The following is a 24,485-nucleotide window of genomic DNA, read 5'->3' as shown; positions in this document are numbered from 1 at the left end:
CAATCGGTACCGGGCCGCGCTCGGCCGTCACGGCAGGCGTCGCAGGACGCGCATCGAGCCGACGGCGCGGGTCTCGGTGAACGCTCCCGAGTCCAGTGCCCGCCGGTAGATGGTGTAGGGCGGGCGCCCGCCGTCGGCGGGGTCGGGGAACACGTCGTGGATGGCCAGGGCACCGCCGGGTGCGACGTGGGGGCTCCAGCCGTCGTAGTCGGCCCGGGCGGCCTCGTCGGTGTGGCCGCCGTCGATGAACACCATGCCCAGCGGGGTGTTCCACAGCCGGGCGACGTCGGCGGATCGGCCGATCACGGCCACCACGTGCTCCTCCAGGTCCGCCGCCGCGATGGTGGCGCGGAACTCGCCCAGCGTGTCGAGCCTGCCCGTCTCCGGGTCGGCCATGGCGGGGTCGTGGTACTCCCAGCCGCGCTGGTGCTCCTCGGAACCGCGGTGGTGGTCCACGGTGACGACGGTGCCGCCGGTGCGGCGGGCGGCCGCCCCCAGGTAAACGGTGGACTTCCCGCAGTAGCTGCCGATCTCCAGTACCGGGCCGAGCGCCGCGTGGTCCCGCGCGGTCTCGTGGAGGACGCGCCCCTCCTCGGGAGGCATGAACCCTTTCGCGGCCTCGGCGATGCGTTCCAGGTCGGCTGGCATGGTCATTGGGGTTTTTCCTTCCCGGTCCGGTCCGTTGCCGGGTCCGTCAGCCGGTGTGGTTGGCGAGCCGTTCCACGGCGGCGTCCAGGACCTCGTCGCGTTTGCAGAACGCGAAACGGACCAGGTGGCGCCCCTCGTCGGGGTTGTCGTAGAGGACCTGCGCGGGGACGGCGGCGACGCCGGCGCTGCGGGGGAGCTCGCGGGCGAACTCGATGCCGTCCGTGTAGCCCAGCGGACGGATGTCGGCCATGAGGAAGTAGGTCCCGTGCGGGCGCAGCACCGTGAAACCGGCGGCGCGCAGCCCCTCGGACAGCCGGTCGCGTTTGCTCTCCAGCGCCTCGCGCTGCTGTCGCACCCACCCGGTCTCCTCCCGCAGCGCGTCGGCGACCGCGAGCTGCAGGGCGCCGTTCGCGGTGAACGTGAGGAACTGGTTGACGGTCTGCATCGCGCGGATGAGGGGACGCGGCCCGGTGGCCCACCCGGTCTTCCACGCGGTGACGGAGAACGTCTTCCCGGCGGAGGAGAGGGAGAGGGTGCGCTCGCGCATGCCGGGGAGACTGGCCAGCGGGGTGTGGGCCACGCCGTCGAAGGTGAGGTGTTCGTAGACCTCGTCGGTGAGGGCGATGAGGTCGTTGCGGCGGCACACGTCGGCGATGGTCTCGAGCTCCGCCGGGGTGAGCACGGTGCCGGTGGGGTTGTGCGGGGTGTTGACGATGACCATCCGGGTCCGGGGGCCGACGGCGGCCCGCAGCTCATCCGGGTCGAACGTGAACCGGTTCCCGTCGGCGGGGTCGGGGCGCAGCGCGACGGGGCGCCGGGTGGCGCCCGCCAGTGCGATGGCACCGGCGTAGGAGTCGTACATGGGTTCGAGCAGCACGACCTCGTCGCCGGGTTCCACCAGCCCGAGCACCGCCGAGGCGATCCCGGCGGTGGCGCCCACGGTGACGTAGACCTCCCCGTCGGGGTCGTAGGAGAGCCCGTGCAGGCGCTGCCGTTCCTCGGCCACGGCGCCGCGGAGCTCGCTCCGCCCCGGGCCGGGCGGGTACTGGTTGACGCCCTCCTGGATCCGCCGGGTGGCGCCGTCCAGCAGGGAACGCGGACCGTCGGTGTCCGGGAAGCCCTGCCCGAGGTTGATGGCGCCGTGGTCGGCGGCCAGCTGGCTCATCTCGGCGAAGATCGTCTCGCCGAACCTGCGCATCCTGGTGACAAGCGGTTCCTCCACGGCAGGCAGCATAGGCTGTCGCCGTGTCGCTGTCGCGTGGCGGGTCCGGTCACGCGCGGCGGTGCCGCCGTCAGCGGGACGCTTCGGGGGGATTGCGCGTGCGCCGCGCCCGGACCTCGTGCAGGACCCGGTTGAGTTGGACCACGTCCTCGTCGCTGATGTTCTCCACGAACCGCAGCATGGTCGTTCCCGGGTCGCCGCAGGAGTGGAAGATCTCGTTCATGAGCCGGGCGTTGTGTTCCTCGCGGGACTCACAGGGCCAGTACAGCCAGGCCCGGCCGGCTTTCTCCCGGTTCAGCACCCCTTTGTGGTGCAGGATGTTGGTCACCGTCATGACGGTCGTGTAGGCGACGTTGCGTCCGTAGACCATGGTGTCGCGCACCTCGCGCACGGTGAGAGGGCTGTCCGCCCTCCAGAGCGCGTCCATGATCGCGGATTCGAGCTCACCGAACTCTTTCACCCTCCCCACCTCCGTTCGGACATATTAGGAGGGGGTGCCAGGATGTGGCTGGAAAATGCGCACACCCGCGCAGATCCGTGCCTGGTGGCGGTTCTGGCCGTGCGTTTCACGGGTGCGCGGGGGGCGGATTCCGTCCGTTCGGTCGGCGCACGACGCCGTTTCCGTGGCGGGGGCGGAGCGGCCGGGTTCGGTCCCGTCCGGCGGGCCCCCGCTTCCGCTGGGCGGGACCGACCGTCCTACCCGGCCGCTTGTGGACTGGGACGCCGCGAGGACACGCGCGGTTCCCGTTCCCGTTGCGCCACCGTCGCGAAACGGTCACATCCGGGAGGGAATCGCCGCAGGTCACAGGGGATTTTTTCCGGACATGGCCTTCGTCGTGTGAATGACTGTTAGGTATCTCCCAGTCGGATCGCGGCACGGACTCCCCATAGACGCCCCCGGACAAGTAGCCTGTGCATTGAGAGCGCTGGCCGGGGTGCGTCCGGACGGCCGCAGAGAGCCGTCGCAGCCGGAGCCGCCCCGCGCAGCGACCATCTCGTCAATATCCATTCACAAGCGAGCTGCGGAAGAGGGCGATCTCCGCCGTGTCGTCTGAGGCGTCTCACCCCTTGACAGATTTCGGCCCTAATGAGTGGTTGGTCGAGGAGCTTTACCAAAAGTATCTGAACGACCCGAACTCGGTTGATAAGGCATGGTGGAATTTCTTCGCCGACTACAAGTCCGGCACGACCACCCAGCCCAACGGCGCGACCGGGAAGTCCCCGGCTAGCTCCGCACCCGCGTCCACAGCCACGTCACAAGGCGAGTCGAAACCGAGCCAGCAGTCCGAGAGCCAGAAACAGCCGGCGTCCGGCTCGGACGGCTCCACCTCCTCCGCTGAGGAGGAGACCGAGGAGGCTCTGAAGGTCCACGAGGAGCGGCTGCGCGGCGCGCCCGCCCGGACCGCCTCCAACATGGAGGCCAGCCTGTCACTGCCGACCGCGACGAGTGTCCGCGCGGTCCCGGTGAAGCTGCTCTTCGACAACCGCATCGTCATCAACAACCACCTGAAGCGCGGCCGGGGCGGGAAGGTCTCCTTCACCCACCTCATCGGCTACGCCATGGTGAAGGCGCTGCAGTCGATGCCGGAGATGAACTACTCCTACGTGGAGGTCGACGGTAAACCGGGCATCGCCAAGCCGGAGCACGTGAACTTCGGCCTGGCCATCGACCTGGAGAAGCCCGACGGCTCCCGGCAGCTGGTGGTGCCCAGCATCAAGACCGCCGACCAGATGGACTTCAAGCAGTTCTGGAGCGGCTACGAGGAGCTGGTCCGCAAGGCCCGGAACAACAAGCTGGGCGTCCCCGACTTCCAGGGGACCACGATCAGCCTGACCAACCCGGGCGGTATCGGCACCGTGCACTCGGTGCCGCGGCTGATGCCGGGGCAGGGCACCATCGTGGGTGTCGGCGCGATGGAGTACCCGGCCGAGTTCCAGGGAGCCTCGGACGAGACCCTGAACCGGCTCGCGGTGAGCAAGGTCATGACGCTGACCTCCACCTACGACCACCGCATCATCCAGGGCGCGCAGTCCGGGGAGTTCCTGCGCAGGATCCACAACCTGCTGCTGGGCGAGGAAGGGTTCTACGACGAGATCTTCCGGTCGCTGCGCATCCCGTACGAGCCGGTGCGGTGGGAACAGGACATCTCGGTCAACCACGACTACGAGCTCGACAAGGCGAGCCGGGTCCAGGAGCTGATCCACGCCTACCGGGTGCGCGGCCACCTCATGGCCGAGACCGACCCGCTGGAGTACAAGCAGCGCCGCCACCCGGACCTGGACGTCCTCGAGCACGGCCTGACCCTGTGGGACCTGGAGCGGGAGTTCCCCACCGGCGGCTTCGGCGGCAAGCAGGTCATGAAGCTGCGGGACGTGCTGGGTGTACTGCGCGACACCTACTGCCGCACCGTGGGCATCGAGTACATGCACATCCAGAGCCCGGAGGAGCGGGAGTGGATCCAGGCCCACGTGGAGCGGGAGCACGAGAGCCCCAGACGTGAGGAGCAGCTGCACATCCTGCGGCGGCTGAACAGCGCCGAGGCCTTCGAGACGTTCCTGCAGACGAAGTACGTGGGGCAGAAGCGGTTCTCCCTGGAGGGCGGAGAGTCCCTGATCCCGCTGCTGGACGGCGTCATCACCAAGGCCGCCGAGTCCAACCTGGACGAGGTCGTGCTGGCGATGGCCCACCGCGGGCGGCTGAACGTCCTCGCCAACATCTGCGGCAAGTCCTACGGCCAGATCTTCGGCGAGTTCGAGGGCAACCTGGACCCGCGCAGCGTGCACGGTTCCGGCGACGTCAAGTACCACCTCGGCACCGAGGGCACCTTCGAGACCGCCAACGGGGAGAGGATCGCGATCTCCCTGGCCGCCAACCCCAGCCACCTGGAGACGGTCAACCCGGTGGCCGAGGGCATCGTGCGCGCCAAGCAGGACATCCTGGACAAGGGGCCGCACGGTTTCACCGTGCTGCCGCTGCTGATCCACGGGGACGCCGCGTTCGCCGGCCAGGGTGTGGTCGCCGAGACCCTGAACCTGTCCCAGCTGCGCGGGTACCGCACCGGCGGCACGGTGCACGTCATCGTGAACAACCAGGTCGGGTTCACCACCTCGCCGGCGGACAGCCGGTCGAGCGTCTACGCCACCGACGTGGCGCGGATGGTGCAGGCTCCGATCTTCCACGTGAACGGTGACGACCCGGAGGCCGTGGTGCGGGTGGCCCAGCTCGCCTTCGCCTACCGGCAGGCGTTCAACAAGGACGTCGTCGTCGACATGGTGTGCTACCGGCGGCGCGGCCACAACGAGGCGGACAACCCGCAGTTCACGCAGCCGCTGATGTACAACGTGATCGACGCGAAGCGCTCCACGCGCAAGCTCTACACCGAGGCGCTGATCGGCCGCGGCGACATCACCGTGGAGGAGGCGGAGAACGCGCTGCGGGACTACCAGACGCAGCTGGAGCGCGCCTTCACCGAGACCCGGGAGGCCGGGAAGAAGCCCGCCGAACCCGGCGCGGTGATCAAGCCGGAGGTGTTCGACGAGGAACGCATCGACCACAGCACGGTGGAGACCGCGATCTCCAGCGAGGCCGTGAAGCGGATCGTGGACACGCAGGTCAACCTGCCCGAGGGCTTCACTCTCCACCCGCGGCTGCAGCCCCAGATGCAGCGGCGGCCCCAGATGGTCGAGGACGACAAGATCGACTTCCCGCTGGGGGAGACACTCGCGTTCGGTTCGCTGCTCATGGAGGAGCACCCCGTGCGGCTGGTCGGCCAGGACAGCCGCCGCGGCACCTTCGGACAGCGCCACGCGGCCCTCGTCGACCGGAACACCGGCGAGGTGCACATCCCGCTGAAACAGTTCGACCAGGGAACGTCCAAGTTCTACACGCACGACTCGCTGCTGAGCGAGTTCGCGGCGTTGGGCTTCGAGTACGGCTACTCCACGGAGCGCCCGGACGCCCTGGTGGCGTGGGAGGCCCAGTACGGCGACTTCGTCAACGGGGCGCAGAACGTCATCGACGAGTACATCAGCGCCAGTGAGCAGAAGTGGGGGCAGCGTTCCAACGTCACCATGCTGCTGCCGCACGGCTACGAGGGCCAGGGCCCGGACCACTCCTCGGCGCGCATCGAGCGGTTCCTCCAGCTGTGCGCCCAGGAGAACATGACGGTCGCCCAACCGACGACGCCGGCGAACTACTTCCACCTGCTGCGGTGGCAGGCGAAGTCGCCGTACCGCCGCCCGCTGGTGGTGTTCACGCCGAAGATGCTGCTGCGGCTGAAGACGGCCACGTCGGCAGTGTCGGAGTTCACCTCCGGGGCGTTCCAGCCGCTCATCCCGGACGAGGCGGGGCTGGAGCCGAAGGACGTCCGCCGGGTGGTGCTGTGCTCGGGCAAGGTGTACTACGACCTGGAGACCGCGCGCCGGAACACCGGTGACACCCAGACCGCCATCATCCGGGTGGAGCGGCTCTACCCGCTGCCGGTCGAGGAGATCCGCCAGCAACTGGCGGCGTACCCCAACGCCGGCGAGGTGCTGTGGGTGCAGGACGAGCCGGCGAACCAGGGGCCGTGGCCGTTCGTGGCCCTGGTCTTCTCCGAGCAGCTGGACCAGCCGTTCACCCGGGTCTCCCGGCCGGCGGGCTCCGCTCCGGCCGCCGGGTCGGGCAAGCGGCACGAGACCGAGCAGCAGGCGCTCATCAACACCGTCTTCCCCCCGGCGGAGTAGGTCATGTACTACACGGACCGCGGTCTGGAGGAACTGGAGAACCGCCGCGGCGAGGAGCAGGTGTCGCTGTCCTGGCTCGCCGACCAGCTGCGCGTGTTCACCGACCTCAATCCGGAGTTCGAGACCGCCGTCGACCGGTTGGCCACGTGGCTGGCCCGGCTGGACGACGAGGACGAGGAGGAGTGACCCGGTGGGGAGGGCGCGCCCTCCCCACCGGAGCGTTTCCGGGTGGTGGCGGCCGCGGGCCGCCACCACCCTTTCGTGTGCGCCCCCGCCCGGCCACCCCAACGAACCTCACGACATATCTTGAAAACCGGCGGCTCGCGACATATCGTGTTTGTTGTCAGCAGGTCGTGTCGAAGGGACTGCGATGGCGCGTTGGACCATCGACCAGCCGGCGACCCGGACGCTCGACGGCATCGTCGCGCTGCGCGTCCGGATCATCGGCGGTCATGTCAACATCCTGCCCACGGATGACCCGGTGACCTTCGAGGTCTCCGACATCACCGGGGAGCCGATCCTCGCCACCCACGAGGCCGGCATCCTCACCATCACCTACGAGGACCTCACCGGGAGCGGTTTCCTGGAGCGGCTGCGCCCGGCGCAGCTGTCCGGGTACAAGGGGGTGCAGCGCCGCTCCGCCACGGTCAACGTGCGGGTACCGCCCGACTGCCCCGTGGAGGTCACCACACTGTCGGCGCCGGTCGTCGCCGCGGGGTTGACCGCCAAGACCCACCTACGCACCGCATCCGGGGACATCACCCTGGACAACATCAACGGTGAGGTGGAGGCCAACACCGTCTCCGGCAGCTTCGCCGGCCGGGACCTGCACGGCATCCTGCGGTTCAACAGCGTGAGCGGCCAGGCCGCGGTGGCGGGCGGCAGGCTGGCGGAGATGTCCGGGAAGACCGCCTCGGGGCAGTTCCTGGCCGATGTCGACCTCGCCGCCTCCTCCCGGGTGCGGCTCGCGTCGGTGTCCGGCGAGGTGGCCCTGCGCGTTCCCGCCGACACCTCGGCCGGTGTCGAACTGCGGTCGGCCACCGGCAACGTGCAGTCCGCGTTCGGTCTGGACCGCAGCTCCCCGCCCGGGCGCACCAACCTCAGTGGGAAAATCGGCGACGGTATCGACCCCTCGAACATCAGCGTGACCACCGTCTCCGGCGCGGTTTCCCTGCTACGCCGCGCCGCCGACGCGCCGGCCGCCATACCCACGGGTCGCGAGTGAAGGGAGGAAGCGGCGCCGTTCTCCCCGCGGCCACGGCCCGGGGGCCAGCGTCGCGACACCGATGAGTACGATCTTCGGCCACGGCCGCCTGCGGCTGTACCTGTTGAAGCTCCTGGACGAGAGCCCGCGCCACGGTTACGAGATCATCAGCCTGCTCCGGGACCGTTTCCTGGGGGTGTACTCCCCCTCACCGGGAACGATCTACCCGCGGCTGGCCCGGCTGGAGGAGGAGGGGCTGGTCACCCACGAGGAGGTGAACGGGCGCAAGGTGTACCGTCTCACCGACCAGGGACGCGCGGAGCTGGACCGCCGCAGCTCCGACCTGGAGGACCTGGAACGCGAGATCAGCGACTCGGTGCGCGACGTCGCCCACGCGGTCAAGGAGGACGTCCGCGACACCATCAGCTCCCTGCGGGAGGAACTCAAGGGCGCCACGGGTTCCGGGCGCCGCTCCGCGGAGGACGCGGACGAGGACACCGCCGCCGCGGGTTCCGACCGGGAAGGAGCCGGCAGCGGCTCCGGCAGGGGCGGCTCCTGGTGGGGCCGGGACTGGACCGGGTTCGCCGGCGGGTTCGGCTCCTGGGGGCGCTGGACCAGGCGGGAGTCCTCCGGTAACCGCCCCGACCTCGAACAGACCCTGCAGGACTTCTCGGACCGCGTCCGCGACGTCGCCCGGGAGGCCGGACAGTTCAGCGAGTCCGCGACGCAGAACCTGCGCCGGGTGCTGGACGACACCATCGACGTGATCCGGCGGGACGTCTCCTCCTGGGGTCCGCCCAGCGGCACGGAGCAGAGCGACAGCGGCGACACCGGTTCCGGTCGGGAAGCGGGGGGCGAGGCGGGTGACACCGGCCGGGCCCCGAACGGCGACCCGTCCGGTGGGACGCGGGGGACCGAGGCGCGTGGACCGTTCGCCCAGCCTCCGGCGTCCCACGACTCCGGTGACCCGTGGGACGCCGCCGTCCGGGAGGACTCCCCCGGCAGCGGCCGGGACGACACGACCGGCCCGGAGGGCGGCCGCGGCGCCTGACCCCGCCGCACGGGCGTGGCCGGGACGTCGCCAGCGGCGTCCCGGCCACGGGTCGCGGCACCCTCCGCGGCACGGTCACACGGTGAGGACCACCTTGCCGACCAGTTCCCCCTTCTCCATGGCGGTGACGCCCTCCAGCGCACGCGACAGCGGCAGGGTCCGGTCGATGCGGGGGCGCACACCGGTGCGGGCGCAGAACTCGGCCAGCCGCTGCAGCTGGTCCCGGCTTCCCATGGTGGATCCGACCACGGACAGCTGCAGGAAGAACACCCGGGTCAGCTCCGCCGGGGGCGCGTCACCGCTGGTCGCGCCGCAGGTGACGATGCGCCCGCCGGGCCGCAGCGCACGCACCGAGTGGCCCCAGGTCGCCTGGCCGACGGAGTCGAACACCACGTCGACCTTCTCCGGCAGCCGCTCCCCCGGTTCCACCGCGGCGTGCGCGCCGAGCTCGAGGGCGGCGGCGCGTTTCTCGGCGCTGCGTCCGGTCGCGTACACCCGGTGTCCCACGGTGCTCGCCATCCGGATGAGCGCGCCGGCCACACCACCGCCGGCGCCCTGCACCAGCAGGGTGGATCCGGGTTGCAGGCCGGCCTTCTCGAACAGCATCCGGTAGGCGGTCAGCCACGCCGTGGGCAGGCACGCCGCCTCCTCGAACGACAGCTCGGCCGGTTTGGGAACCAGGTTGCGGCGGGGCACGGCGACCTTCTCGGCGAACGTGCCGTCGTACACCTCCGACAGCAGCGACCTGCGGGGGTCGAGGGTCTCGTCGCCCCCGCCGGTCTCGGCGTCACCGACGACGGAGTGCACGATCACCTCCCGGCCGTCCTCGTCCACACCGGCGGCGTCGCAGCCCAGCACGATCGGGAGGCGGTCCTCGGAGAGACCGACGCCGCGCAGGCTGAACAGGTCGTGGTGGTTGAGGGAGGCGGCACGGACGGTGACGGTGGCCCAGCCGTCGCGGGGCTGGGGATCGGGGTGCTCGCCCGCTTCCAGCCCGGAGGTGGGGTTGTCCTTGTCGATACGTGCGGCGGTGATAGCGAACATGGGCCCGACACTAGCGGCGTCCCGCCCGCTGGTGGTCGTCGGCCCGGCGGTTCGGCCCGCCCGGCGGCCGGGGGTTGGGTCCCCGGCCGCCGGATGCCGGGCCGGGTTACAGCCGGGCCACGCCGTCGGCGCGGGCCTGCTCCGCGACGGCCGAGGACACGGCGGGCGCGACGCGTTCGTCGAAGGTGCTCGGGATGATGTAGTCGGCGGCGAGGTCGGGGCCGACCAGATCGGCGAGCGCCTCGGCGGCGGCGAGCTTCATGTTCTCGGTGACCTCGGTGGCGCGCACGTCCAGCGCCCCGCGGAACACACCGGGGAACGCCAGCACGTTGTTGATCTGGTTGGGGAAGTCGCTGCGGCCCGTCGCCACCACACTCGCGTACTTGTGGGCCACGTCGGGGTGGACTTCCGGGTCGGGGTTGGCCATGGCGCAGATGATGGCGTTGGGCGCCATCGTCGCCACCACGGACTCGGCGACCTCCCCGGCGGAGAGGCCGATGAAGACGTCGGCGCCGTTCAGGGCGGACTCGGTCGACCCGGTGAGACCAGCCCTGTTACTGATCGCCGCGATCTCCTCCTTGACCGGGCTGAGTCCCTCCCGGCCCTGGTAGATGATGCCCTTGCTGTCGGCCACCGCGATGTCGCCGATGCCGCCCTCGACCAGCATCCTGGTGACGGCGACGCCGGCGGCTCCGGCGCCGGAGACGACCACGCGCAGGTCGCCGAGGCCGCGCCCGGTCAGGCGGGCCGCGTTGCGCAGCGCCGCCACGGTCACGATGGCGGTGCCGTGCTGGTCGTCGTGGAACACGGGGATGTCCAGTTGCTCCTGGAGCCGCCGCTCGATCTCGAAGCAGCGGGGGGCGGAGATGTCCTCCAGGTTGATACCGCCGAACGAGGGCGCCATCCGGGCGACGCTGTCCACCATGTCGTCGACGCCTTCGGCGGACAGGGCGACGGGGACGGAGTCGACACCGCCGAACTGCTTGAACAGCAGCGACTTGCCCTCCATCACGGGCAGGGAGGCTTCCGGGCCGATGTTGCCCAGCCCCAGCACGGCGCTGCCGTCGGTGACGACGGCGACGACGTGGCTCTTCCAGGTGTAGGTGTCGACCAGTTCGGGCCTGTCGGCGATCGCGTCACACACCCGGGCGACGCCGGGGGTGTAGGCGAGTGACAGTCCCGCGCGGTCGGTAACGTCCACAGAGGACTCGACGCTGAGTTTCCCGCCCCGGTGCAGGGCGAACGCCGGATCCTCGTCAAGCTGCGAATACGAATCAGTGGTCACGATTGAAAACCCCTCGAGCTCGTGCCGGTCCGCGCCGGCCATGACGCGAACGGCCCACATACAGTCGCGGGCAGCGCGCGGAGACCTGTTTCGGGTGCTAGGGGGACCTCCCGTCGCCGGTCGACAGTGACCGGTGCCAGGGGTCGGCCTCCACTTCGTCTCTTATTCGAGCATGGCGCTGCCGTGGTCACGGGGTTTACCCGTTACCTAATTATCTCATAACGGTAACCGCAGGCAGATGATGGGGCAGCAGGCTGGGTAGGGACACCCGTGGCCCGTGGCCGGTGTGGTGGGCCTACCGCGCAGGCACCACCGGCCCAGGGTCCGCTCCGCCACAGAGTTAGGGAGGCTGAGGTAGCCGTGCCGAAGCACATGTCCGCGCCCGCTGCCCGCGTTTCGGGCCTCAGATACGCCGGCGCGCTCGCCTCAGCGGCGGCGCTCACCCTCACGGCCGCCTGCGGCGGCAGTGGGGACGGCGGCGACGGTGACCAGGGCGGCGGCAACGACCTGCCGGAACCGCCGGAGGTCTCCGCTGACTCCGAGCTCGCCGACAACGTTCCCGAGGACATGCGTGAGAAGGGGACGATCAAGATCGGGGTGGACACGACCTACGCCCCGGGCGAGTTCCTCGCCGAGGACGGCGAGACCATCGTCGGTTTCAACATACAGCTGTTCGACGCCGTCGCCGCGAAGCTGGACCTGGAGACCGAGTGGGAGAGCTCCACGTTCGGCACCATCGTCGAGGGTGTCGACACCGGCAAGTACGACGCCGGCGTCTCCTCGTTCACCATCAACAACCAGCGGTTGGAACAGGTGAACATGGTGAGCTACTACAACGCCGGCACGCAGTGGTTCGCGGCGAAGGGCAACCCGGAGGGCATCACTCCGGACGACGCCTGCGGCGCGAACATCGCCGTGCAGAAGGACACCGTCCAGGTTCCCGACATCAAGAACCGCAGCGAACAGTGCGAGGAGGACGGCGAACCGGCGATCAACATCAACCAGTACAAGGGGCAGGACCAGGCCACCCAGTCCATCACCTCGGGCAAGAACGACGCGGGGCTGGCGGACATGCCGGTCGCGATGTACGCGGTCGAACAGACCGACGGCGAGCTGGAGACCGTGGGTGAACAGTACGAGGCCGACCCCTACGGCGCGGTCGTCAACAAGGACGACGACGAGCTCGCCCAGTCGGTCGCCGACGGGTACCAAGCCATCATGGACGACGGCACCTACGAGGAGATCCTGAGCAACTGGGGTCTGGACGAGCAGGGGATGCTGGACCAGGCCAGGGTCAACCCCGACGTCGACAGCGAATCCGACGAGTAAGTACAGGACAGTTTGAGTACCGCACCCGCCTCCACCTCTCCCCCGCCGGACCGGGAGTCCGCCGAGGAGCTGCCCACCGTCCCGGTGCGCCACCCGGGACGGTGGGTGGCCGCGGCCGTACTGCTGGTCCTGGCCGCCATGTTCGTGCACATGCTGGTGACGAACCCGGCGTTCAACTGGCCGTTCCTGCTGGAGAACATGTTCAGCTCCCCCGTGCTGACCGGGGTGCGTACCACCGTCATCCTGGCGGCGCTGTCCATGACCCTGGGAGTGGTCATCGGTATCGCCGTGGCGGTGATGCGCCTGTCGGCCAACCCGGTGCTGGTGTCCCTGGGGTGGTTGTACACCTGGTTCTTCCGCGCGGTTCCGCGGCTGGTGCTGTGCGTGGTCGCCGGGAACCTCGGGGTGCTCTACAAGCAGGTGGAGTTCGGGCTCCCGTTCGACAACTACTGGATGCCGCTGCTCGGGTTCCGGGAGGGGGCGCGGTTCTTCTCCGTCCCGATGAACGACCTGCTCACCCCGTTCCTGGCGGCGCTGCTGGCGCTGGCGCTGTCCCAGGGCGCCTACATGGCGGAGATCGTGCGGGCGGGCCTGCTGTCCGTACCCAGGGGACAGACCGAGGCGGCCCAGGCGCTGGGGATGAGCCAGAGCCAGGTGCTGCGGCGCATCACGCTGCCGCAGGCGCTGCGGGTGATCGTCCCGCCGACGGGCAACGAGGCGACGGCGATCCTGAAGGACACCTCCCTGGTGTCGGCCATCCCGCTCACGACGGAGCTGTTCTTCCAGCTCCAGGCGGTGGGCAACCGGACGTTCGACCTCTTCCCCATGCTGGTGGCGGCCTGCCTGTGGTACCTGGCCATGGTCAGCGTCATGATGTTGGGGCAGAACTTCCTGGAACGCTCGTTCAGCAAGGGTGACCGGCAGGTCCAGACGAAGGCCGACACGACGGGCAGCAGCGAGGCGAATCAGTGAACCGACCGAGCCAACCGACCACCGCCCCCGGGGAACCGTCCGCACCGGCCACCGAACCCATGGTGGTCGCCCGGAACGTGCACAAGAGGTTCGGCCGGCTGGAGGTGCTGCGCGGCATCAACCTGGAGGTGGACCGGGGCGAGGTGGTGTGCATCGTCGGCCCCTCCGGTTCGGGCAAGTCCACCCTGCTTCGCTGCTTCAACCACCTGGAGAGGATCAACTCGGGCCAGCTCTGGGCCAACGGCCACCTGATGGGCTACCAGCGCAGACGAGGGAAACTGTTCGAGCTGCGCGACTCCCAGGTGGCACGGCAGCGCCAGAGCATCGGCATGGTGTTCCAGAACTTCAACCTGTTCCCGCACAAGTCGGTGCTGGGCAACGTCACGGAAGCGCCGGTGCAGGTGAAGCGGGAGTCCAGGGCGGCCGCGCGGCAGCGGGCGCTGGAGCTGCTGGACCGCGTGGGGCTGGCGGACAAGGCGCGCTCCTACCCGGGCCAGCTGTCCGGCGGCCAGCAGCAGCGGGTGGCGATCGCCCGGGCGCTGGCGATGCGCCCCGAGCTGATGCTGTTCGACGAGCCCACCAGCTCCCTGGACCCGGAACTCGTGGGTGAGGTGCTGGACGTCATGAAGGGCCTGGCCGCCGACGGCATGACGATGGTGGTGGTCACCCACGAGCTCGGCTTCGCCCGGGAGGTCGCCGACTCCGTGGTGTTCATGGACGAGGGCGTCGTGGTGGAGTCGGGTCCTCCGCACGAGGTACTGAACCACCCCGGGGAGGAGCGCACGCGGGCCTTCCTGTCCAAGGTGCTGTGAACGGGCCTATAGGCTCGTGGCGGAGGACGCGCGTGCGAGGAGGTGGCCCGATGATCCGACCCGCTCACCGCGATGACGTTCCCGCCATCCACCAGCTGGTGCGGGAGCTCGCCGAGTACGAGAAGGAGCCGGAGTCGGCCGTGGCGACCCAGCGGGACTTCGCCGAGGCACTGTTCGGCCCTTATCCGGCGGCCTACGCCCACATCGCCGAGCACACGCCCGAGGACGGCGGACAGGACGCCGAGCCGGTCACCGCCGGGTTCGCGCTGTGGTTCCTGAACTTCTCCACGTGGACCGGACGGCACGGCATCTACCTGGAGGACCTGTACGTGCGCCCGGAGCTGCGCGGCCGCGGCTACGGCAGGGCCCTGCTCGCCGAGCTGGCCCGGATCTGCAACGAGCGGGGCTACACCCGCCTGGAATGGTGGGTGCTCGACTGGAACACCCCCTCCATCGACTTCTACAAGTCGCTGGGTGCGGTCCCCATGGACGAGTGGACCGTGTTCCGCCTGGACGGCCAGGCACTGACCGACCTCGGCCACTCCCGCCAGGCGTGAGTGGCGCCCTCCGGGGAGGGGCGAGGCGCACGGCGACGCGGGCGCGACGCTCCGCGGTTGCCCCCTACGGCTTCCTCGCCCCCTCCCGGGCCGCGGCGAAAACGGCCTCGTCGACCTCCGCAGTGGCAAGCTCCGGGGAGCGGAGATCGAACGGCGGGTTCATCCCCTCCTCCTGCCAGGAGGCGACGGTGTCATCCTCGCCGAGGACCTCGACCCTGCGGATGACGCGCCCGTCCGGGCCGAGTTCCAACAGGAAAACGGACTCGTCCGGATCCGCCCCGCGGTTCGTGGAAGGCACCGCGGGGGAACACGCGCGCGGACAGGCGCGGCGGAGCCGGGAACAGCCACCACTGGGACAGCGGACGGTCCCAGCTCATCCGGACCCGTCCGCCACAGGGGCAGAAGCCGCGCTCGCGCCACGCCCCCGGACCCGGGGAGTCACCCTAGACCCGCCCCCACACGAACGGGGAGTGAGCAGCCGTACCGCGAAAACGTGATTCGTTATCGTTTCTTGACGCGATGAGCTCCCCGTGTGGCCGCATCCCGGCCGAGAGCCGCACCCGCCCGTGTGTCCTCGGTTCACAGGGATTCACACGCGTGCCCACGCGCGCACCACACCAAGGCCCCGCACCGGGGGCGCTTCCTCCCACGCGGTGTGTGACGCGGCGGTTCTGCTGCGGAAACCTTCCAGTTCCACAACTGTCCCGGACGCGCACAGCCAGATCCCTCCGTCACCTACTAGGGTGTTTTACGGATCACCCATAGCGGTGGGTGGCGAACCGAAAACCCGTTGTTCTCTACCAACCACGTCCAGGGGAGGTGGACCAGTGGACTCGCGGGCGGCTGGCCAGTGACACGCTGCCCGACCGGCTGCGCTCGGTGGCGGAAGTTTCCAACGCCGCAGCTGGTTATAGCGGTACCGGATACACGGGGTCAGCGCCACGTCTGTAGACACGGGGCGGGTTCCGTGCACCGGGCCCGAGAGGAAACACGGTAGATTGCTCTCAAGCGAAAACTCGCTTCCCGGAGGAGGGACGTGACCGAAGAAACCGCCGCACCAACAACGGGAGCAACGGATGTGCGGGACGCTGTCACCGTAACGATGCCGGCAGACAGCGCGTACCTTTCCGTGTTGCGCACGGCGACGGCCGGTCTGGCAGCCCGGCTCGACTTCACCCTCGACGAGATCGAGGACCTCCGCATCGGGGTGGACGAGGCGTGCGCGATGCTGCTCTCCCAGGCACTGCCGGGCACGGACCTGAACACCGAGTTCGAACTCACCGGGGACGGTATGCGTGTGTCCGTGTCCGTGCTGACCGACGACGGCCGGCTTCCCGCGCGTGACACTTTCGCTTGGACCGTACTGTCGGCGCTGGCCGGTGAGGTCGATGCGGGAGCGGGCCCCGACGACCGCGTCACCATCATCCTGCACAAACGCCGAAACACCACGGAGTCAGCGTGAGCGAAAGGGGGCCCGCTCTGACGGCGAAAACGGAGCAAGCGGTGCCCGACCGGGCCCGCGCACGGGAACTGTTCGAACGCCTGGGCGAGCTACCCGAGGAGTCTCCCGAACGGCAGCGCATCCGCGACGAGCTCGTGGAGCTGCACCTGCCGCTGGTGGAGTACCTCGCGCGTCGCTTCCGGAACCGTGGGGAATGGCTCGACGACCTGACCCAGGTCGCCACGATCGGCCTGATCAAGTCGATCGACCGGTTCGACCTGGATCGCGGGGTGGAGTTCTCCACCTACGCCACCCCCACCATCGTGGGGGAGATCAAGCGGCACTTCCGCGACAAGGGCTGGGCGGTGCGGGTGCCGCGGCGGCTGCAGGAACTGAAACTGTCCCTGACCAAGGCCGTGAGTGACCTGTCCCAACGCGAGGGGCGTGCACCCACCGTGCACGAGCTCGCCGACCATCTGGGAATGACCGAGGAAGACGTCCTGGAGGGTCTGGAGTCGGCGAACGCCTACTCCACCGTGTCGCTGGACGCACCGGACAGCGGTGACGACGACGCTCCCGCCGTCGCCGACTCACTGGGGATCGTGGACGACTCGTTGGAGGGCGTGGAGTACCGCGAGTCGCTGAAACCCCTCCTCGAAGGACTGCCGCCTCGGGAGAAGCGCATCCTGCTGCTGCGTTTCTTCGGCAACATGACCCAGTCACAGATCGCCCAGGAACTCGGCATCTCGCAGATGCACGTCTCGCGGTTGCTGGCACGCACCCTCGCCCAGTTGCGCCAGGCGCTCACCACGGAGGACTGACACCGGATAACTCCCCGGCACACGACCCGTGCCGGGGTTATTCCTCCTTCCCGTTGTTCTCCCCGCGCGGGGAATGGAACAGGGCCGCTGTCGTGGGCGGGGCCAGCACCGAGGCGATGCCGGCCGCCGCCACGAGGGCGAACACCGCGGCCGCGGCGTACTGACCGCTCGTTCCCATGTAGTAGGCGATGATCACAGCGAAGATCTGGGTCAGCAGCACTGGGGTGCGTGCCCAGTCACGGAGCCGGAACAGCCCCCAGGCCGCGTAACCGATCACCGCGGCGGCGACGAGCGCCAGGAGCACCAGCGGCAACGCGACGGACGTGTCCGCGACGTTTCCGAGGAGTGTCTCGTACAGGGTGAAGAGCCCCCCTGCCGCAGCCGCCGCACCGGCGAGTGTCTGCACAGCGGCGGCGAGGGTGACGGTAACTGGACGTGGATACACCTTCCAGCCTACGTCGGGAAGCGCACGCTTCGATCCGCCCCGCAGCGCCACTGGCGCGGATACCTCACACCCGAGCAACGGTTCAACCCCTCGCCGGTACCGATGAAATTACGAATACTCAGGCGGAATGATTCTGATTTCGCAGGTGAAAGCGGATGTGACGCATACGACATCCGATTATCCAGGATAAGGGATGCGTACTCTTGCATGGGCCGATTACGACTGTCAGTCTCAAAGTGACGCCGTACGTTACGGGCGAGTAAAACGGATGCTTCTGGGGCCAGCGAGTGCGCCGCGGACGCCCTCGGCCGCGCCGGGCACGGAGCACACCACAACTCGCCCGTTGAGTGGGTGCGCATACCTGCCGGGGCTGACGACGGAGTGTGCCCCGCGCTGACGCCACACCGTCGCGTGTGCGTGGCGCATCCCAGATTGCAGCACTGTGAGGAGTTGACACGCATGGACTGGCGCTACCACGCCGCCTGCCGTGACGAAGACCCCGAACTGTTTTTCCCCATCGGAGATTCCGGGCCGGCCCTGATCCAGATCGAGGAGGCCAAGAAGGTATGTCAGCAGTGCCCTGTCAGTAGCGCCTGCCTGCAGTGGGCGCTGGACAGCGGCCAGGACAGCGGGATCTGGGGCGGCATGAGCGAGGACGAACGGCGCTCCCTGAAACGCCGCCGGAGGACGCGCCCCATGGTGCGCGGCGCGCACTAGGTTCTGTTTGGTGGACGCTGTTTGTCGCGCGCGGCGCGGCCAGCGCCGCGTTGGCAAGTCCGAGGGAGGAGGCGGAGCGGATCCTCCGCCGACTGACGGGAACGCCGCCAGCGGTGCTGGCCGCGCCGCGCAGCGGGACAAGCGTCCACCAAACAGAGCCTAGCCCCGGCCCTCGCGACCGGGTCCCCGCTCCCCTTCTCAGGTGGGCGACTGCGCGTCGTTCTCCAACGGAAGCTCGATCACGACCTTCGTACCGCCGCTCTCACGCGGTCTGACCTCGAGGTGCCCGTTCAGTTCCCCCGCGATGAGGGTCCGCACGATCTGCAGCCCCAGGCTCGTCGTGTCGTCGATGTCGAAGTCGCGCGGCAACCCCCCGCCGTCGTCGGTCACCTCGACCAGCAGCCGCTGGGACGCCGGCTGGTTCTCTGCCGGCGCCTCCACCCGCTGCGCACCCACCTCGATACTTCCCGGGCCGTAGCCCAGCCCGTGCTCGACCGCGTTCTGCACCAGCTCGGCCAACACCATGGACAGCGGTGTCGCCACGAGCGCGGGCAGCAGTCCGAAGTGGCCCTCACGGCGCGGTGACACCTGTGTCCCGGTGGAGGAGACCTCCGCCGCCATCTCGATCACCCGGTCGGCGATGTCGTCGAAATCCACGATCTCGTCCGGGGTGCGGGACAGCATCTCGTGCACGATGGCTATCGACCCGACCCGGCGCACCGCCTCGTCCAGGGCGCTGCGCCCCTCGGGGATCTCCAGCCGCCGCGACTGCAGCCGCAGCAGCGCCGCGACCGTCTGCAGGTTGTTCTTCACCCGGTGATGGATCTCCCGGATGGTGGCGTTCTTCGTCATCAGCTCGCGTTCGCGGCGGCGCAGCTCGGTGACGTCACGCACCATGACCAGGGCACCGATGCGCGCACCGCCGATCACCAGCGGGATGGAGCGCAGCTGCACCGTGGAGCCGCGGGCCTCCACCTCCGCTTCCTGGGGAACGCGCCCTCCCGCCGTCCAGGTCAGCGACTCGTCGTGGGCCTCCCCCGCGGCGGCGAGCTCCAGCGTGGTCTGCGCCAGCCGGGTACCGACGAGGTCCGCGGTCAGGCCCAGACGGCGGTAGGCGGACAGCGCGTTGGGACTCGCGTAGACCACCTCGCCCGCCTGGTCGAGCCGGAGCAGGCCGTCGCCCACGCGCGGGGAGCGCACCATCAGCGGCCCCTGGTCGCTGAACGGGAACTCCCCCTCGGCGATCATCTGCGCCAGGTCACTGGCGCTCTGCAGGTAGGTCAGTTCCAGCCGGCTCGGGGTGCGCGCCGAGCTGAGGTTGGTGCTGCGCTGGATCACCGCGATCAGCTTGCCCTCCCGGCGTACCGGGATCGTCTCCTCGCGCACCGGGACCCCGCCGGACCAGTCCGGGTCGCCCTCCCGGCAGATCCGTCCCTCGTCCCAGGCGCGTTCGATCAGCGCGCGCTTCCCCACCAGGGAGGTGCGGCCCGCCCCCGGGTCGGGCGGTGCGACGTCGTCGCGCAGGACCCGTTCCACGAGGTCGTCCTGGAAGGCCGTCGGCCCGGTCGTGGGACGCATCTGGGACACGGCGACCCACCCGTTGCCGTCCCGCAGCCGGACCCACAGCACCAGGTCGGCGAACGAGAGGTCAGCGAGCAGCTGCCAGTCGGACACCAGGGAGTGGAACCACTCCAGATCGGCTGTCTTCAGAGCCGTATACCGTCGGATGAGATCACTGAGGTGAGGCACTCACAGATCATCCCACGCGTGCAGGCATACTTTTAAGAGCACACTCAACCAGTGGTCCAAACCAATGTGGTCGATCCTGGCGGAACCACCAGGGTACAGCCGGACAGATGCCCGATGGTTCCGCGGCACGGCACCGAACAGGGTGGGAAGCGGTGGAGGATACCGACGTGACGGCGCAGCGAACAACCGACAGCGGGCCGAAGATCCCGAAGTACTACCAGGTCAAGAAGCTACTCGTGGAGCTGGTCGAGTCCATGCCCGCGGGGAATCCGGTACCGCCGGAACGCTCTCTCGCCATCCAGTTCTCCACCTCCCGGACCACGGTCCGCCAGGCACTGACCGAGATGGTGATCGAGGGTCGGCTGCTGCGCATCCAGGGCAAGGGCACGTTCGTCGCCAAACCCAAGGTGGCCCAGCTCCTGCAGCTGACGAGCTACACCCAGGAGATGAAGTCGCACGGCCTGCACCCGGCGACACGCATCCTCGACGTCAGCTACATCAACGCCGACGAGCACCTCGCCGAGCTGCTGGCGATCCGGTCGGGCGGGCGTGTGCTGCGGATCGAACGGCTCCGGCTCGCCAACGGCGAGCCGATGGCGGTGGAGACCGCGCACCTCGCCGCGCGCCGGTTCCCGGGGCTGCGCCGCCAGCTCGACCGTTACGCCTCCCTGTACGAGGCGCTGAGCAGCGCCTACGACGTGCGTCTCGCCGAGGCCGAAGCGACGATCGAGACCGTGTTGGCCACCCCGAACGAGGCGCGGCTGCTGGGGATCGACGTCGGACTGCCGCTCGTGCTGCACTGCCAGCACAGCTTCGACGGGGACGGGCACCCGGTGGAGTGGGTGCGTTCGCTGTACCGGGGGGACCGGTACAAGTTCGTCACCCACCTGCGGCCGCCCCGCGAGGAGTGAACCGGACCGCCCCGCCGGTGGGAACTTTTGTGCTTGCGTGACAGTCCTCACCATTTTATTTAACCGGGTGGTAACTTAGTGGGCACCACTACCCGAGGAAGGGGCACACGTCCATGAGCACTCCAACCTCCGGACACGGCGGGACACACGCCGTGGCGGCCGCCCGCCGCCACGGCGTCGACACGATGTTCACCCTCAGCGGCGGGCACATCTTCCCCCTGTACGACGGCGCCGTGGCGGCCGAGTCCTCCGTTCGGCTGGTGGACGTGCGCCACGAGCAGACCGCCGTGTTCGGGGCCGAGGGGATCGGGAAACTCACCCGCAGCGCCGGCATGGCCACCGTCACGGCGGGACCGGGAGTCACCAACGCGGTCAGCGCGGTCGCCACCGCCAACTTCAGTGGCTCCCCCCTGCTGCTCCTCGGTGGCAGGGCCCCCGACGACCGGTGGGGCCAGGGACTGCTGCAGGAACTCGACCAGCCCCCGATCCTCGCGCCCGTCACCAAACAGGCCCGGACCGTGCACCGCACCGGGGAGATCGGCCCGGCCGTGGACGAGGCGTGCGCGCTGGCCAACAGCGCCCACCGCGGCCCCGTGTTCCTCGACCTGCCCATGGACCGCCTGTACGAGCAGGCCGAGGCCGATCCCCACGCGGCCCACGGCCGCGAGAGCGACCGCTCCCCCGACCCCGGGGCCGTCTCCCACATCGCCCACCTGATCGGGCAGGCTCGGCGCCCCCTGCTGGTCTACGGTTCGGACGTGTGGATGGACGGCGCCGAGACAACCGCGCGGGAAACCGCCGAGGAACTGGGCATCCCCGTCATCACCAACGGCCAGGGACGCGGCGTGCTGCCCCCCGGGCACCCCCTGCTCGCCACACGCGCGCGCGGCCGCGCCTTCGGCCAGGCCGACCTGGTGATCGTCGTGGGCACACCGTTGGACTTCCGGCTGGGGCACGGGCTGTTCGGAGGCGCCGACGGCGCCGATCCGGCGAAGGTCGTCCACATCGCCGACTCCCCGGGGCAGCTCGCCACCCACCTGACCCTGGCCGGGTCGGTCTCCGGCGACCTGTCCGCCGTGCTGCGCGGCCTGGGTGACACGGCCAAACCCGCACGGGACGTGGAGGCGTGGCGCGCGGACCTCCGTGCGGCCGTCACCGCCGCCACGGCCGACGACGCCGCGCTGCTCGCCAGCGACGCCGACCCGATCCACCCCGCGCGCGTCCACGGGGAACTCAACCGCCTGCTGGACGACGACGCGGTGGTGATCGGCGACGGCGGCGACTTCGTCTCGTACGCGGGCAAGTACATCGAGCCGCGGCGGCCCGGGAACTGGCTCGACCCGGGACCGTTCGGCTGCCTGGGCACCGGCATGGGCTACGCCATGGCCGCCCGGCTGTCACGGCCCTCGGCGCAGGTGGTGACGCTGCTGGGGGACGGCGCCGCGGGCTTCTCCCTGATGGACGTGGACACACTGGTACGGCACAACCTGCCGGTCGTCATGGTCTGCGGCAACAACGGCATCTGGGGACTGGAGAAGGCCCCCATGCGGATGCTGTACGGCTACGACGTCGCCGCCGACCTCGCGCCGCACACCCGTTACGACGAGATCGTCCGGACCCTCGGGGGCGGGGGCGAGCTCGTCACCCGCCCGGCGGAGATCGCTCCCGCACTGCGCCGGGCGTTCGACTCCGGCGTCCCCTACCTGGTCAACATCGCCACCGACCCGGATGACGTCTACCCCCGCAAGACCATGGGGGTCTGACACTGCTCCCCGGGGACACGACCGCGCCCGCCGGCGTGCCGCGCGTCCCCGGGTCCCGGGATGCCGCGGGTCCCGGGACCCTGCGCCGTTCCGGTGCGGGACCGGGACCGGCCGGCGCCGTCTCAGCCGGCGGCGCGCCCGAGGACCTCCCGGGCGACGGTCTCCGGCTCCTGTTCGGGGATCCAGTGCGTGACGCCCTCGAGCCGCACGAACCTGTACGGCCCGGTGACGTGCTGTTCGCACCGCTGCGCCCCGGCAGCGCCCAGGGCCAGGTCCTCGGTGCTCCACACGTAGGTGGTCGGTACCGTCGACGGGCCGAGGTCGCCGTAGCCGGAGTCCATCGCCCGGTACCAGTTGAGCGCCGCTGTCATCGCCTCCCGTTCCCGCAGCAGGTCGAGGTGCGGTTCGGCCTGCTGCTCGGTCAGCGGCGGCACCATGACACCGCGCAGCCTGTCGGCGTTGTCGGCCAGGAGCACGTCCTCTGCTTTGCCCTCCTGCCGGAACAGGTCGATGTAGGCGGAGCGCCGCTGCTGGTCGGCATCGTTGGCGCGGGCCCACGCGTAGGCGGCCGGGTGCGGCACGGACAGGGCGGTCAGGCTGCGCGCCCGTTCGGGATGCCGCACCGCGAGGTTCCAGGCGACGATCGCGCCCCAGTCATGGCCCACGACGTGGGCCTTCGGCACGTGGAGGGCGTCGAGGATGCCGAGGGCGTCGCCGACCAGGTTGGAGACCGTGTAGTCGTCGACCGCGCTCGGGCGCGCGCCCGGGGAGTAGCCGCGCTGGTCGGGGGCGATGGTGCGGTAGCCCTCGGCGTTGAGCCGCTCGACGACTCCGTCCCAGCAGCGGTGGGACTGCGGGAAACCGTGCAGCAGCAGCACCGCGGGGGCGTCGTCCGGGCCGGACACCGCGACCTCGAAGGTCAGCTCGTTGGCTCGAATCTCCATGGTCACCAATTCGTTCGGGCTGTTCTCGTACGTGCGGGTGCCACGCACCGCCTGCGGTGGGGGCCCGTCCCCGGCGGAACGGGGTGTGCGGTGGTGGCCCAGCGGCCGCGCGTCCCGGCGTTCCCGACCGGACCGCAGTCGGCCGCGGTCCCGCGGCCCGACCGGTTCGGAGCGCGGCGAGGTGTCACTCCGTCGCGGCGGCGAGGAAGCGCCGCCGGTTCACCACCGCCCGCGCCACCGTGCCCTGTGCGACCGTGCGCTCGTTGTGGGTCACGGTCACGTCGAACAACAGGTGTTTGCCGTCGACGCTCCGCAGCGTCGCCTCGGCCTGCACGCGGGCGCCGACCGGCGTGGCGGCGGAGTGGGTGAGGGACACGTCCGTACCGACGGTGGTGCGCTCCTCGTCCAGGTGCTCGGCGACGGCGGCGACCGTCGCCGCCTCGGCCAGGGCCAGCACCCGGGGAGTCGCCAGCACCGGCACGTCCCCGCTGCCCATGGCTTCGGCCGTGTCCTGCTCGTGGACCCGGATTCCGGTCGTTGCCCGCAGTCCCTCAGTGATCGCCATGGGGCCAACGTAGCCGAACGCTACTCGAGCACCGCCAGCAGGTCGCCTTCCTGGACCACGTCACCCTCGGCCACGTCGATACTGACGATGCTGCCCGGTTCCTCGGTACGTACCGGGATCTCCATCTTCATGGACTCCAGAATGAGCAGGGTCGCGTCGGCGTCGACCCTCTCGCCCGGCGCCGCCGTCACCTGGAACACGTTGGCGACCATCTCCGCGCGGATCTCCGCCATCTCGCGCCCCTTTTCTTACCTGGTGCGTACTTTTCCACTCGAGTACC

The 24,485-nt window shown here is 69.8% G+C and carries 24 protein-coding genes; 13 read left to right on the top strand and 11 right to left on the bottom strand.

Features of this window, described 5'->3' with window-relative positions; translation table 11 throughout:
- Positions 1 to 27: 27 nt before the first annotated feature.
- The 3 genes from FHX37_RS02090 to FHX37_RS02080 form a co-directional block, all read right to left on the bottom strand.
- On the bottom strand, positions 28 to 654 hold the full coding sequence (locus tag FHX37_RS02090) for a class I SAM-dependent methyltransferase (protein WP_141921780.1): 627 nt from the start codon (positions 652 to 654) through the stop codon (positions 28 to 30).
- 40 nt (positions 655 to 694) lie between these two features.
- Complete coding sequence (locus tag FHX37_RS02085; RefSeq protein WP_281288264.1) at positions 695 to 1,870, bottom strand: pyridoxal phosphate-dependent aminotransferase; 1,176 nt, start codon at positions 1,868 to 1,870, stop codon at positions 695 to 697.
- 70 nt (positions 1,871 to 1,940) lie between these two features.
- Complete coding sequence (locus FHX37_RS02080) at positions 1,941 to 2,330, bottom strand: BlaI/MecI/CopY family transcriptional regulator (protein ID WP_170181480.1); 390 nt, start codon at positions 2,328 to 2,330, stop codon at positions 1,941 to 1,943.
- A gap of 584 nt (positions 2,331 to 2,914) precedes the next feature.
- Here FHX37_RS02080 and FHX37_RS02075 point away from each other — a divergent pair.
- The 4 genes from FHX37_RS02075 to FHX37_RS02060 all read left to right on the top strand — a co-directional run bounded on the left by FHX37_RS02075 (position 2,915) and on the right by FHX37_RS02060 (position 8,850).
- Entirely contained in the window at positions 2,915 to 6,595 is a 3,681-nt protein-coding gene (locus FHX37_RS02075) for a multifunctional oxoglutarate decarboxylase/oxoglutarate dehydrogenase thiamine pyrophosphate-binding subunit/dihydrolipoyllysine-residue succinyltransferase subunit (protein WP_141921778.1), read from the top strand.
- Between the two features lie 3 nt (positions 6,596 to 6,598).
- Positions 6,599 to 6,781, top strand: coding sequence for a DUF6104 family protein (locus tag FHX37_RS02070; RefSeq protein ID WP_141921777.1), 183 nt, complete (start codon positions 6,599 to 6,601; stop codon positions 6,779 to 6,781).
- A 184-nt stretch (positions 6,782 to 6,965) separates the two neighbouring features.
- Positions 6,966 to 7,820: a DUF4097 family beta strand repeat-containing protein gene (locus FHX37_RS02065; protein WP_141921776.1), complete on the top strand. Its 855-nt coding sequence runs from the start codon at positions 6,966 to 6,968 to the stop codon at positions 7,818 to 7,820.
- Between the two features lie 61 nt (positions 7,821 to 7,881).
- The gene (locus tag FHX37_RS02060; RefSeq protein ID WP_141921775.1) at positions 7,882 to 8,850 is read left to right on the top strand and encodes a PadR family transcriptional regulator; all 969 of its coding nucleotides are present in this window, start codon (positions 7,882 to 7,884) and stop codon (positions 8,848 to 8,850) included.
- Positions 8,851 to 8,925: 75 nt separating this feature from the next.
- Here FHX37_RS02060 and FHX37_RS02055 read toward each other — a convergent pair whose 3' ends face one another.
- The gene (locus FHX37_RS02055) at positions 8,926 to 9,894 is read right to left on the bottom strand and encodes a zinc-binding dehydrogenase (RefSeq protein WP_141921774.1); all 969 of its coding nucleotides are present in this window, start codon (positions 9,892 to 9,894) and stop codon (positions 8,926 to 8,928) included.
- Positions 9,895 to 10,000: 106 nt separating this feature from the next.
- Entirely contained in the window at positions 10,001 to 11,221 is a 1,221-nt protein-coding gene (locus FHX37_RS02050) for an NAD(P)-dependent malic enzyme (protein WP_141921773.1), read from the bottom strand.
- Positions 11,222 to 11,551: 330 nt separating this feature from the next.
- Between FHX37_RS02050 and FHX37_RS02045 the strand changes: the two genes are divergently transcribed.
- From FHX37_RS02045 to FHX37_RS02030, 4 genes are read left to right on the top strand one after another with little or no spacing between them, the layout of a single operon-like run.
- The gene (locus tag FHX37_RS02045; protein ID WP_141924960.1) at positions 11,552 to 12,508 is read left to right on the top strand and encodes an ABC transporter substrate-binding protein; all 957 of its coding nucleotides are present in this window, start codon (positions 11,552 to 11,554) and stop codon (positions 12,506 to 12,508) included.
- A 12-nt stretch (positions 12,509 to 12,520) separates the two neighbouring features.
- Complete coding sequence (locus FHX37_RS02040) at positions 12,521 to 13,480, top strand: amino acid ABC transporter permease (RefSeq protein ID WP_141921772.1); 960 nt, start codon at positions 12,521 to 12,523, stop codon at positions 13,478 to 13,480.
- Positions 13,481 to 13,539: 59 nt separating this feature from the next.
- Entirely contained in the window at positions 13,540 to 14,292 is a 753-nt protein-coding gene (locus FHX37_RS02035; protein ID WP_141924959.1) for an amino acid ABC transporter ATP-binding protein, read from the top strand.
- A gap of 50 nt (positions 14,293 to 14,342) precedes the next feature.
- Positions 14,343 to 14,849: a GNAT family N-acetyltransferase gene (locus tag FHX37_RS02030; protein WP_141921771.1), complete on the top strand. Its 507-nt coding sequence runs from the start codon at positions 14,343 to 14,345 to the stop codon at positions 14,847 to 14,849.
- 64 nt (positions 14,850 to 14,913) lie between these two features.
- On the opposite strand, the gene FHX37_RS02025 is transcribed toward FHX37_RS02030, so the two are convergent.
- A complete protein-coding gene (locus tag FHX37_RS02025) occupies positions 14,914 to 15,147 on the bottom strand; it encodes a hypothetical protein (protein WP_141921770.1) in 234 nt (77 codons plus the stop codon).
- Between the two features lie 738 nt (positions 15,148 to 15,885).
- On the opposite strand from FHX37_RS02025, the gene FHX37_RS02020 reads away from it, so the two are divergent.
- Positions 15,886 to 16,311: an ATP-binding protein gene (locus tag FHX37_RS02020; protein WP_141921769.1), complete on the top strand. Its 426-nt coding sequence runs from the start codon at positions 15,886 to 15,888 to the stop codon at positions 16,309 to 16,311.
- 41 nt (positions 16,312 to 16,352) lie between these two features.
- Positions 16,353 to 17,111, top strand: coding sequence for an RNA polymerase sigma factor SigF (locus FHX37_RS02015; protein ID WP_211351874.1), 759 nt, complete (start codon positions 16,353 to 16,355; stop codon positions 17,109 to 17,111).
- 37 nt (positions 17,112 to 17,148) lie between these two features.
- On the opposite strand, the gene FHX37_RS02010 is transcribed toward FHX37_RS02015, so the two are convergent.
- A complete protein-coding gene (locus tag FHX37_RS02010) occupies positions 17,149 to 17,556 on the bottom strand; it encodes a hypothetical protein (RefSeq protein ID WP_141921768.1) in 408 nt (135 codons plus the stop codon).
- 459 nt (positions 17,557 to 18,015) lie between these two features.
- Here FHX37_RS02010 and FHX37_RS02005 point away from each other — a divergent pair, with 459 nt between their 5' ends.
- A complete protein-coding gene (locus FHX37_RS02005; protein WP_141921767.1) occupies positions 18,016 to 18,273 on the top strand; it encodes a WhiB family transcriptional regulator in 258 nt (85 codons plus the stop codon).
- A 198-nt stretch (positions 18,274 to 18,471) separates the two neighbouring features.
- On the opposite strand, the gene FHX37_RS02000 is transcribed toward FHX37_RS02005, so the two are convergent.
- Complete coding sequence (locus FHX37_RS02000; protein ID WP_141921766.1) at positions 18,472 to 20,022, bottom strand: sensor histidine kinase; 1,551 nt, start codon at positions 20,020 to 20,022, stop codon at positions 18,472 to 18,474.
- A 167-nt stretch (positions 20,023 to 20,189) separates the two neighbouring features.
- On the opposite strand from FHX37_RS02000, the gene FHX37_RS01995 reads away from it, so the two are divergent.
- Both FHX37_RS01995 and FHX37_RS01990 read left to right on the top strand, forming a co-directional pair.
- Complete coding sequence (locus tag FHX37_RS01995) at positions 20,190 to 20,933, top strand: GntR family transcriptional regulator (RefSeq protein WP_141921765.1); 744 nt, start codon at positions 20,190 to 20,192, stop codon at positions 20,931 to 20,933.
- A gap of 113 nt (positions 20,934 to 21,046) precedes the next feature.
- Positions 21,047 to 22,696 (top strand): acetolactate synthase, encoded by a 1,650-nt coding sequence (locus FHX37_RS01990; RefSeq protein WP_141921764.1) that lies wholly within the window; start codon positions 21,047 to 21,049, stop codon positions 22,694 to 22,696.
- A gap of 122 nt (positions 22,697 to 22,818) precedes the next feature.
- On the opposite strand, the gene FHX37_RS01985 is transcribed toward FHX37_RS01990, so the two are convergent.
- From FHX37_RS01985 to FHX37_RS01975, 3 genes are all read right to left on the bottom strand, one after another.
- Positions 22,819 to 23,640 (bottom strand): alpha/beta fold hydrolase, encoded by an 822-nt coding sequence (locus FHX37_RS01985; protein WP_141921763.1) that lies wholly within the window; start codon positions 23,638 to 23,640, stop codon positions 22,819 to 22,821.
- A 184-nt stretch (positions 23,641 to 23,824) separates the two neighbouring features.
- Positions 23,825 to 24,205: a thioesterase family protein gene (locus FHX37_RS01980; RefSeq protein ID WP_141921762.1), complete on the bottom strand. Its 381-nt coding sequence runs from the start codon at positions 24,203 to 24,205 to the stop codon at positions 23,825 to 23,827.
- A gap of 20 nt (positions 24,206 to 24,225) precedes the next feature.
- On the bottom strand, positions 24,226 to 24,438 hold the full coding sequence (locus FHX37_RS01975; RefSeq protein ID WP_141921761.1) for a biotin/lipoyl-binding carrier protein: 213 nt from the start codon (positions 24,436 to 24,438) through the stop codon (positions 24,226 to 24,228).
- Positions 24,439 to 24,485: the final 47 nt, after the last annotated feature.

Source organism: Haloactinospora alba (assembly GCF_006717075.1).
Lineage (GTDB): Bacteria > Actinomycetota > Actinomycetes > Streptosporangiales > Streptosporangiaceae > Haloactinospora > Haloactinospora alba.
This window is presented reverse-complemented; position numbering and strand designations above follow the sequence as displayed.

What these genes read in the sequence shown, in the direction of transcription:
- FHX37_RS02090 (WP_141921780.1), bottom strand. Translation starts at nt 654, where the DNA reads ATGACCATGCCAGCCGACCTGGAACGCATCGCCGAGGCCGCGAAAGGG.
- FHX37_RS02070 (WP_141921777.1), top strand. Translation starts at nt 6,599, where the DNA reads ATGTACTACACGGACCGCGGTCTGGAGGAACTGGAGAACCGCCGCGGC.
- FHX37_RS02065 (WP_141921776.1), top strand. Translation starts at nt 6,966, where the DNA reads ATGGCGCGTTGGACCATCGACCAGCCGGCGACCCGGACGCTCGACGGC.
- FHX37_RS02060 (WP_141921775.1), top strand. Translation starts at nt 7,882, where the DNA reads ATGAGTACGATCTTCGGCCACGGCCGCCTGCGGCTGTACCTGTTGAAG.
- FHX37_RS02055 (WP_141921774.1), bottom strand. Translation starts at nt 9,894, where the DNA reads ATGTTCGCTATCACCGCCGCACGTATCGACAAGGACAACCCCACCTCC.
- FHX37_RS02050 (WP_141921773.1), bottom strand. Translation starts at nt 11,221, where the DNA reads ATGGCCGGCGCGGACCGGCACGAGCTCGAGGGGTTTTCAATCGTGACC.
- FHX37_RS02045 (WP_141924960.1), top strand. Translation starts at nt 11,552, where the DNA reads ATGTCCGCGCCCGCTGCCCGCGTTTCGGGCCTCAGATACGCCGGCGCG.
- FHX37_RS02035 (WP_141924959.1), top strand. Translation starts at nt 13,540, where the DNA reads ATGGTGGTCGCCCGGAACGTGCACAAGAGGTTCGGCCGGCTGGAGGTG.
- FHX37_RS02030 (WP_141921771.1), top strand. Translation starts at nt 14,343, where the DNA reads ATGATCCGACCCGCTCACCGCGATGACGTTCCCGCCATCCACCAGCTG.
- FHX37_RS02005 (WP_141921767.1), top strand. Translation starts at nt 18,016, where the DNA reads ATGGACTGGCGCTACCACGCCGCCTGCCGTGACGAAGACCCCGAACTG.
- FHX37_RS01990 (WP_141921764.1), top strand. Translation starts at nt 21,047, where the DNA reads ATGAGCACTCCAACCTCCGGACACGGCGGGACACACGCCGTGGCGGCC.
- FHX37_RS01985 (WP_141921763.1), bottom strand. Translation starts at nt 23,640, where the DNA reads ATGGAGATTCGAGCCAACGAGCTGACCTTCGAGGTCGCGGTGTCCGGC.
- FHX37_RS01980 (WP_141921762.1), bottom strand. Translation starts at nt 24,205, where the DNA reads ATGGCGATCACTGAGGGACTGCGGGCAACGACCGGAATCCGGGTCCAC.
- FHX37_RS01975 (WP_141921761.1), bottom strand. Translation starts at nt 24,438, where the DNA reads ATGGCGGAGATCCGCGCGGAGATGGTCGCCAACGTGTTCCAGGTGACG.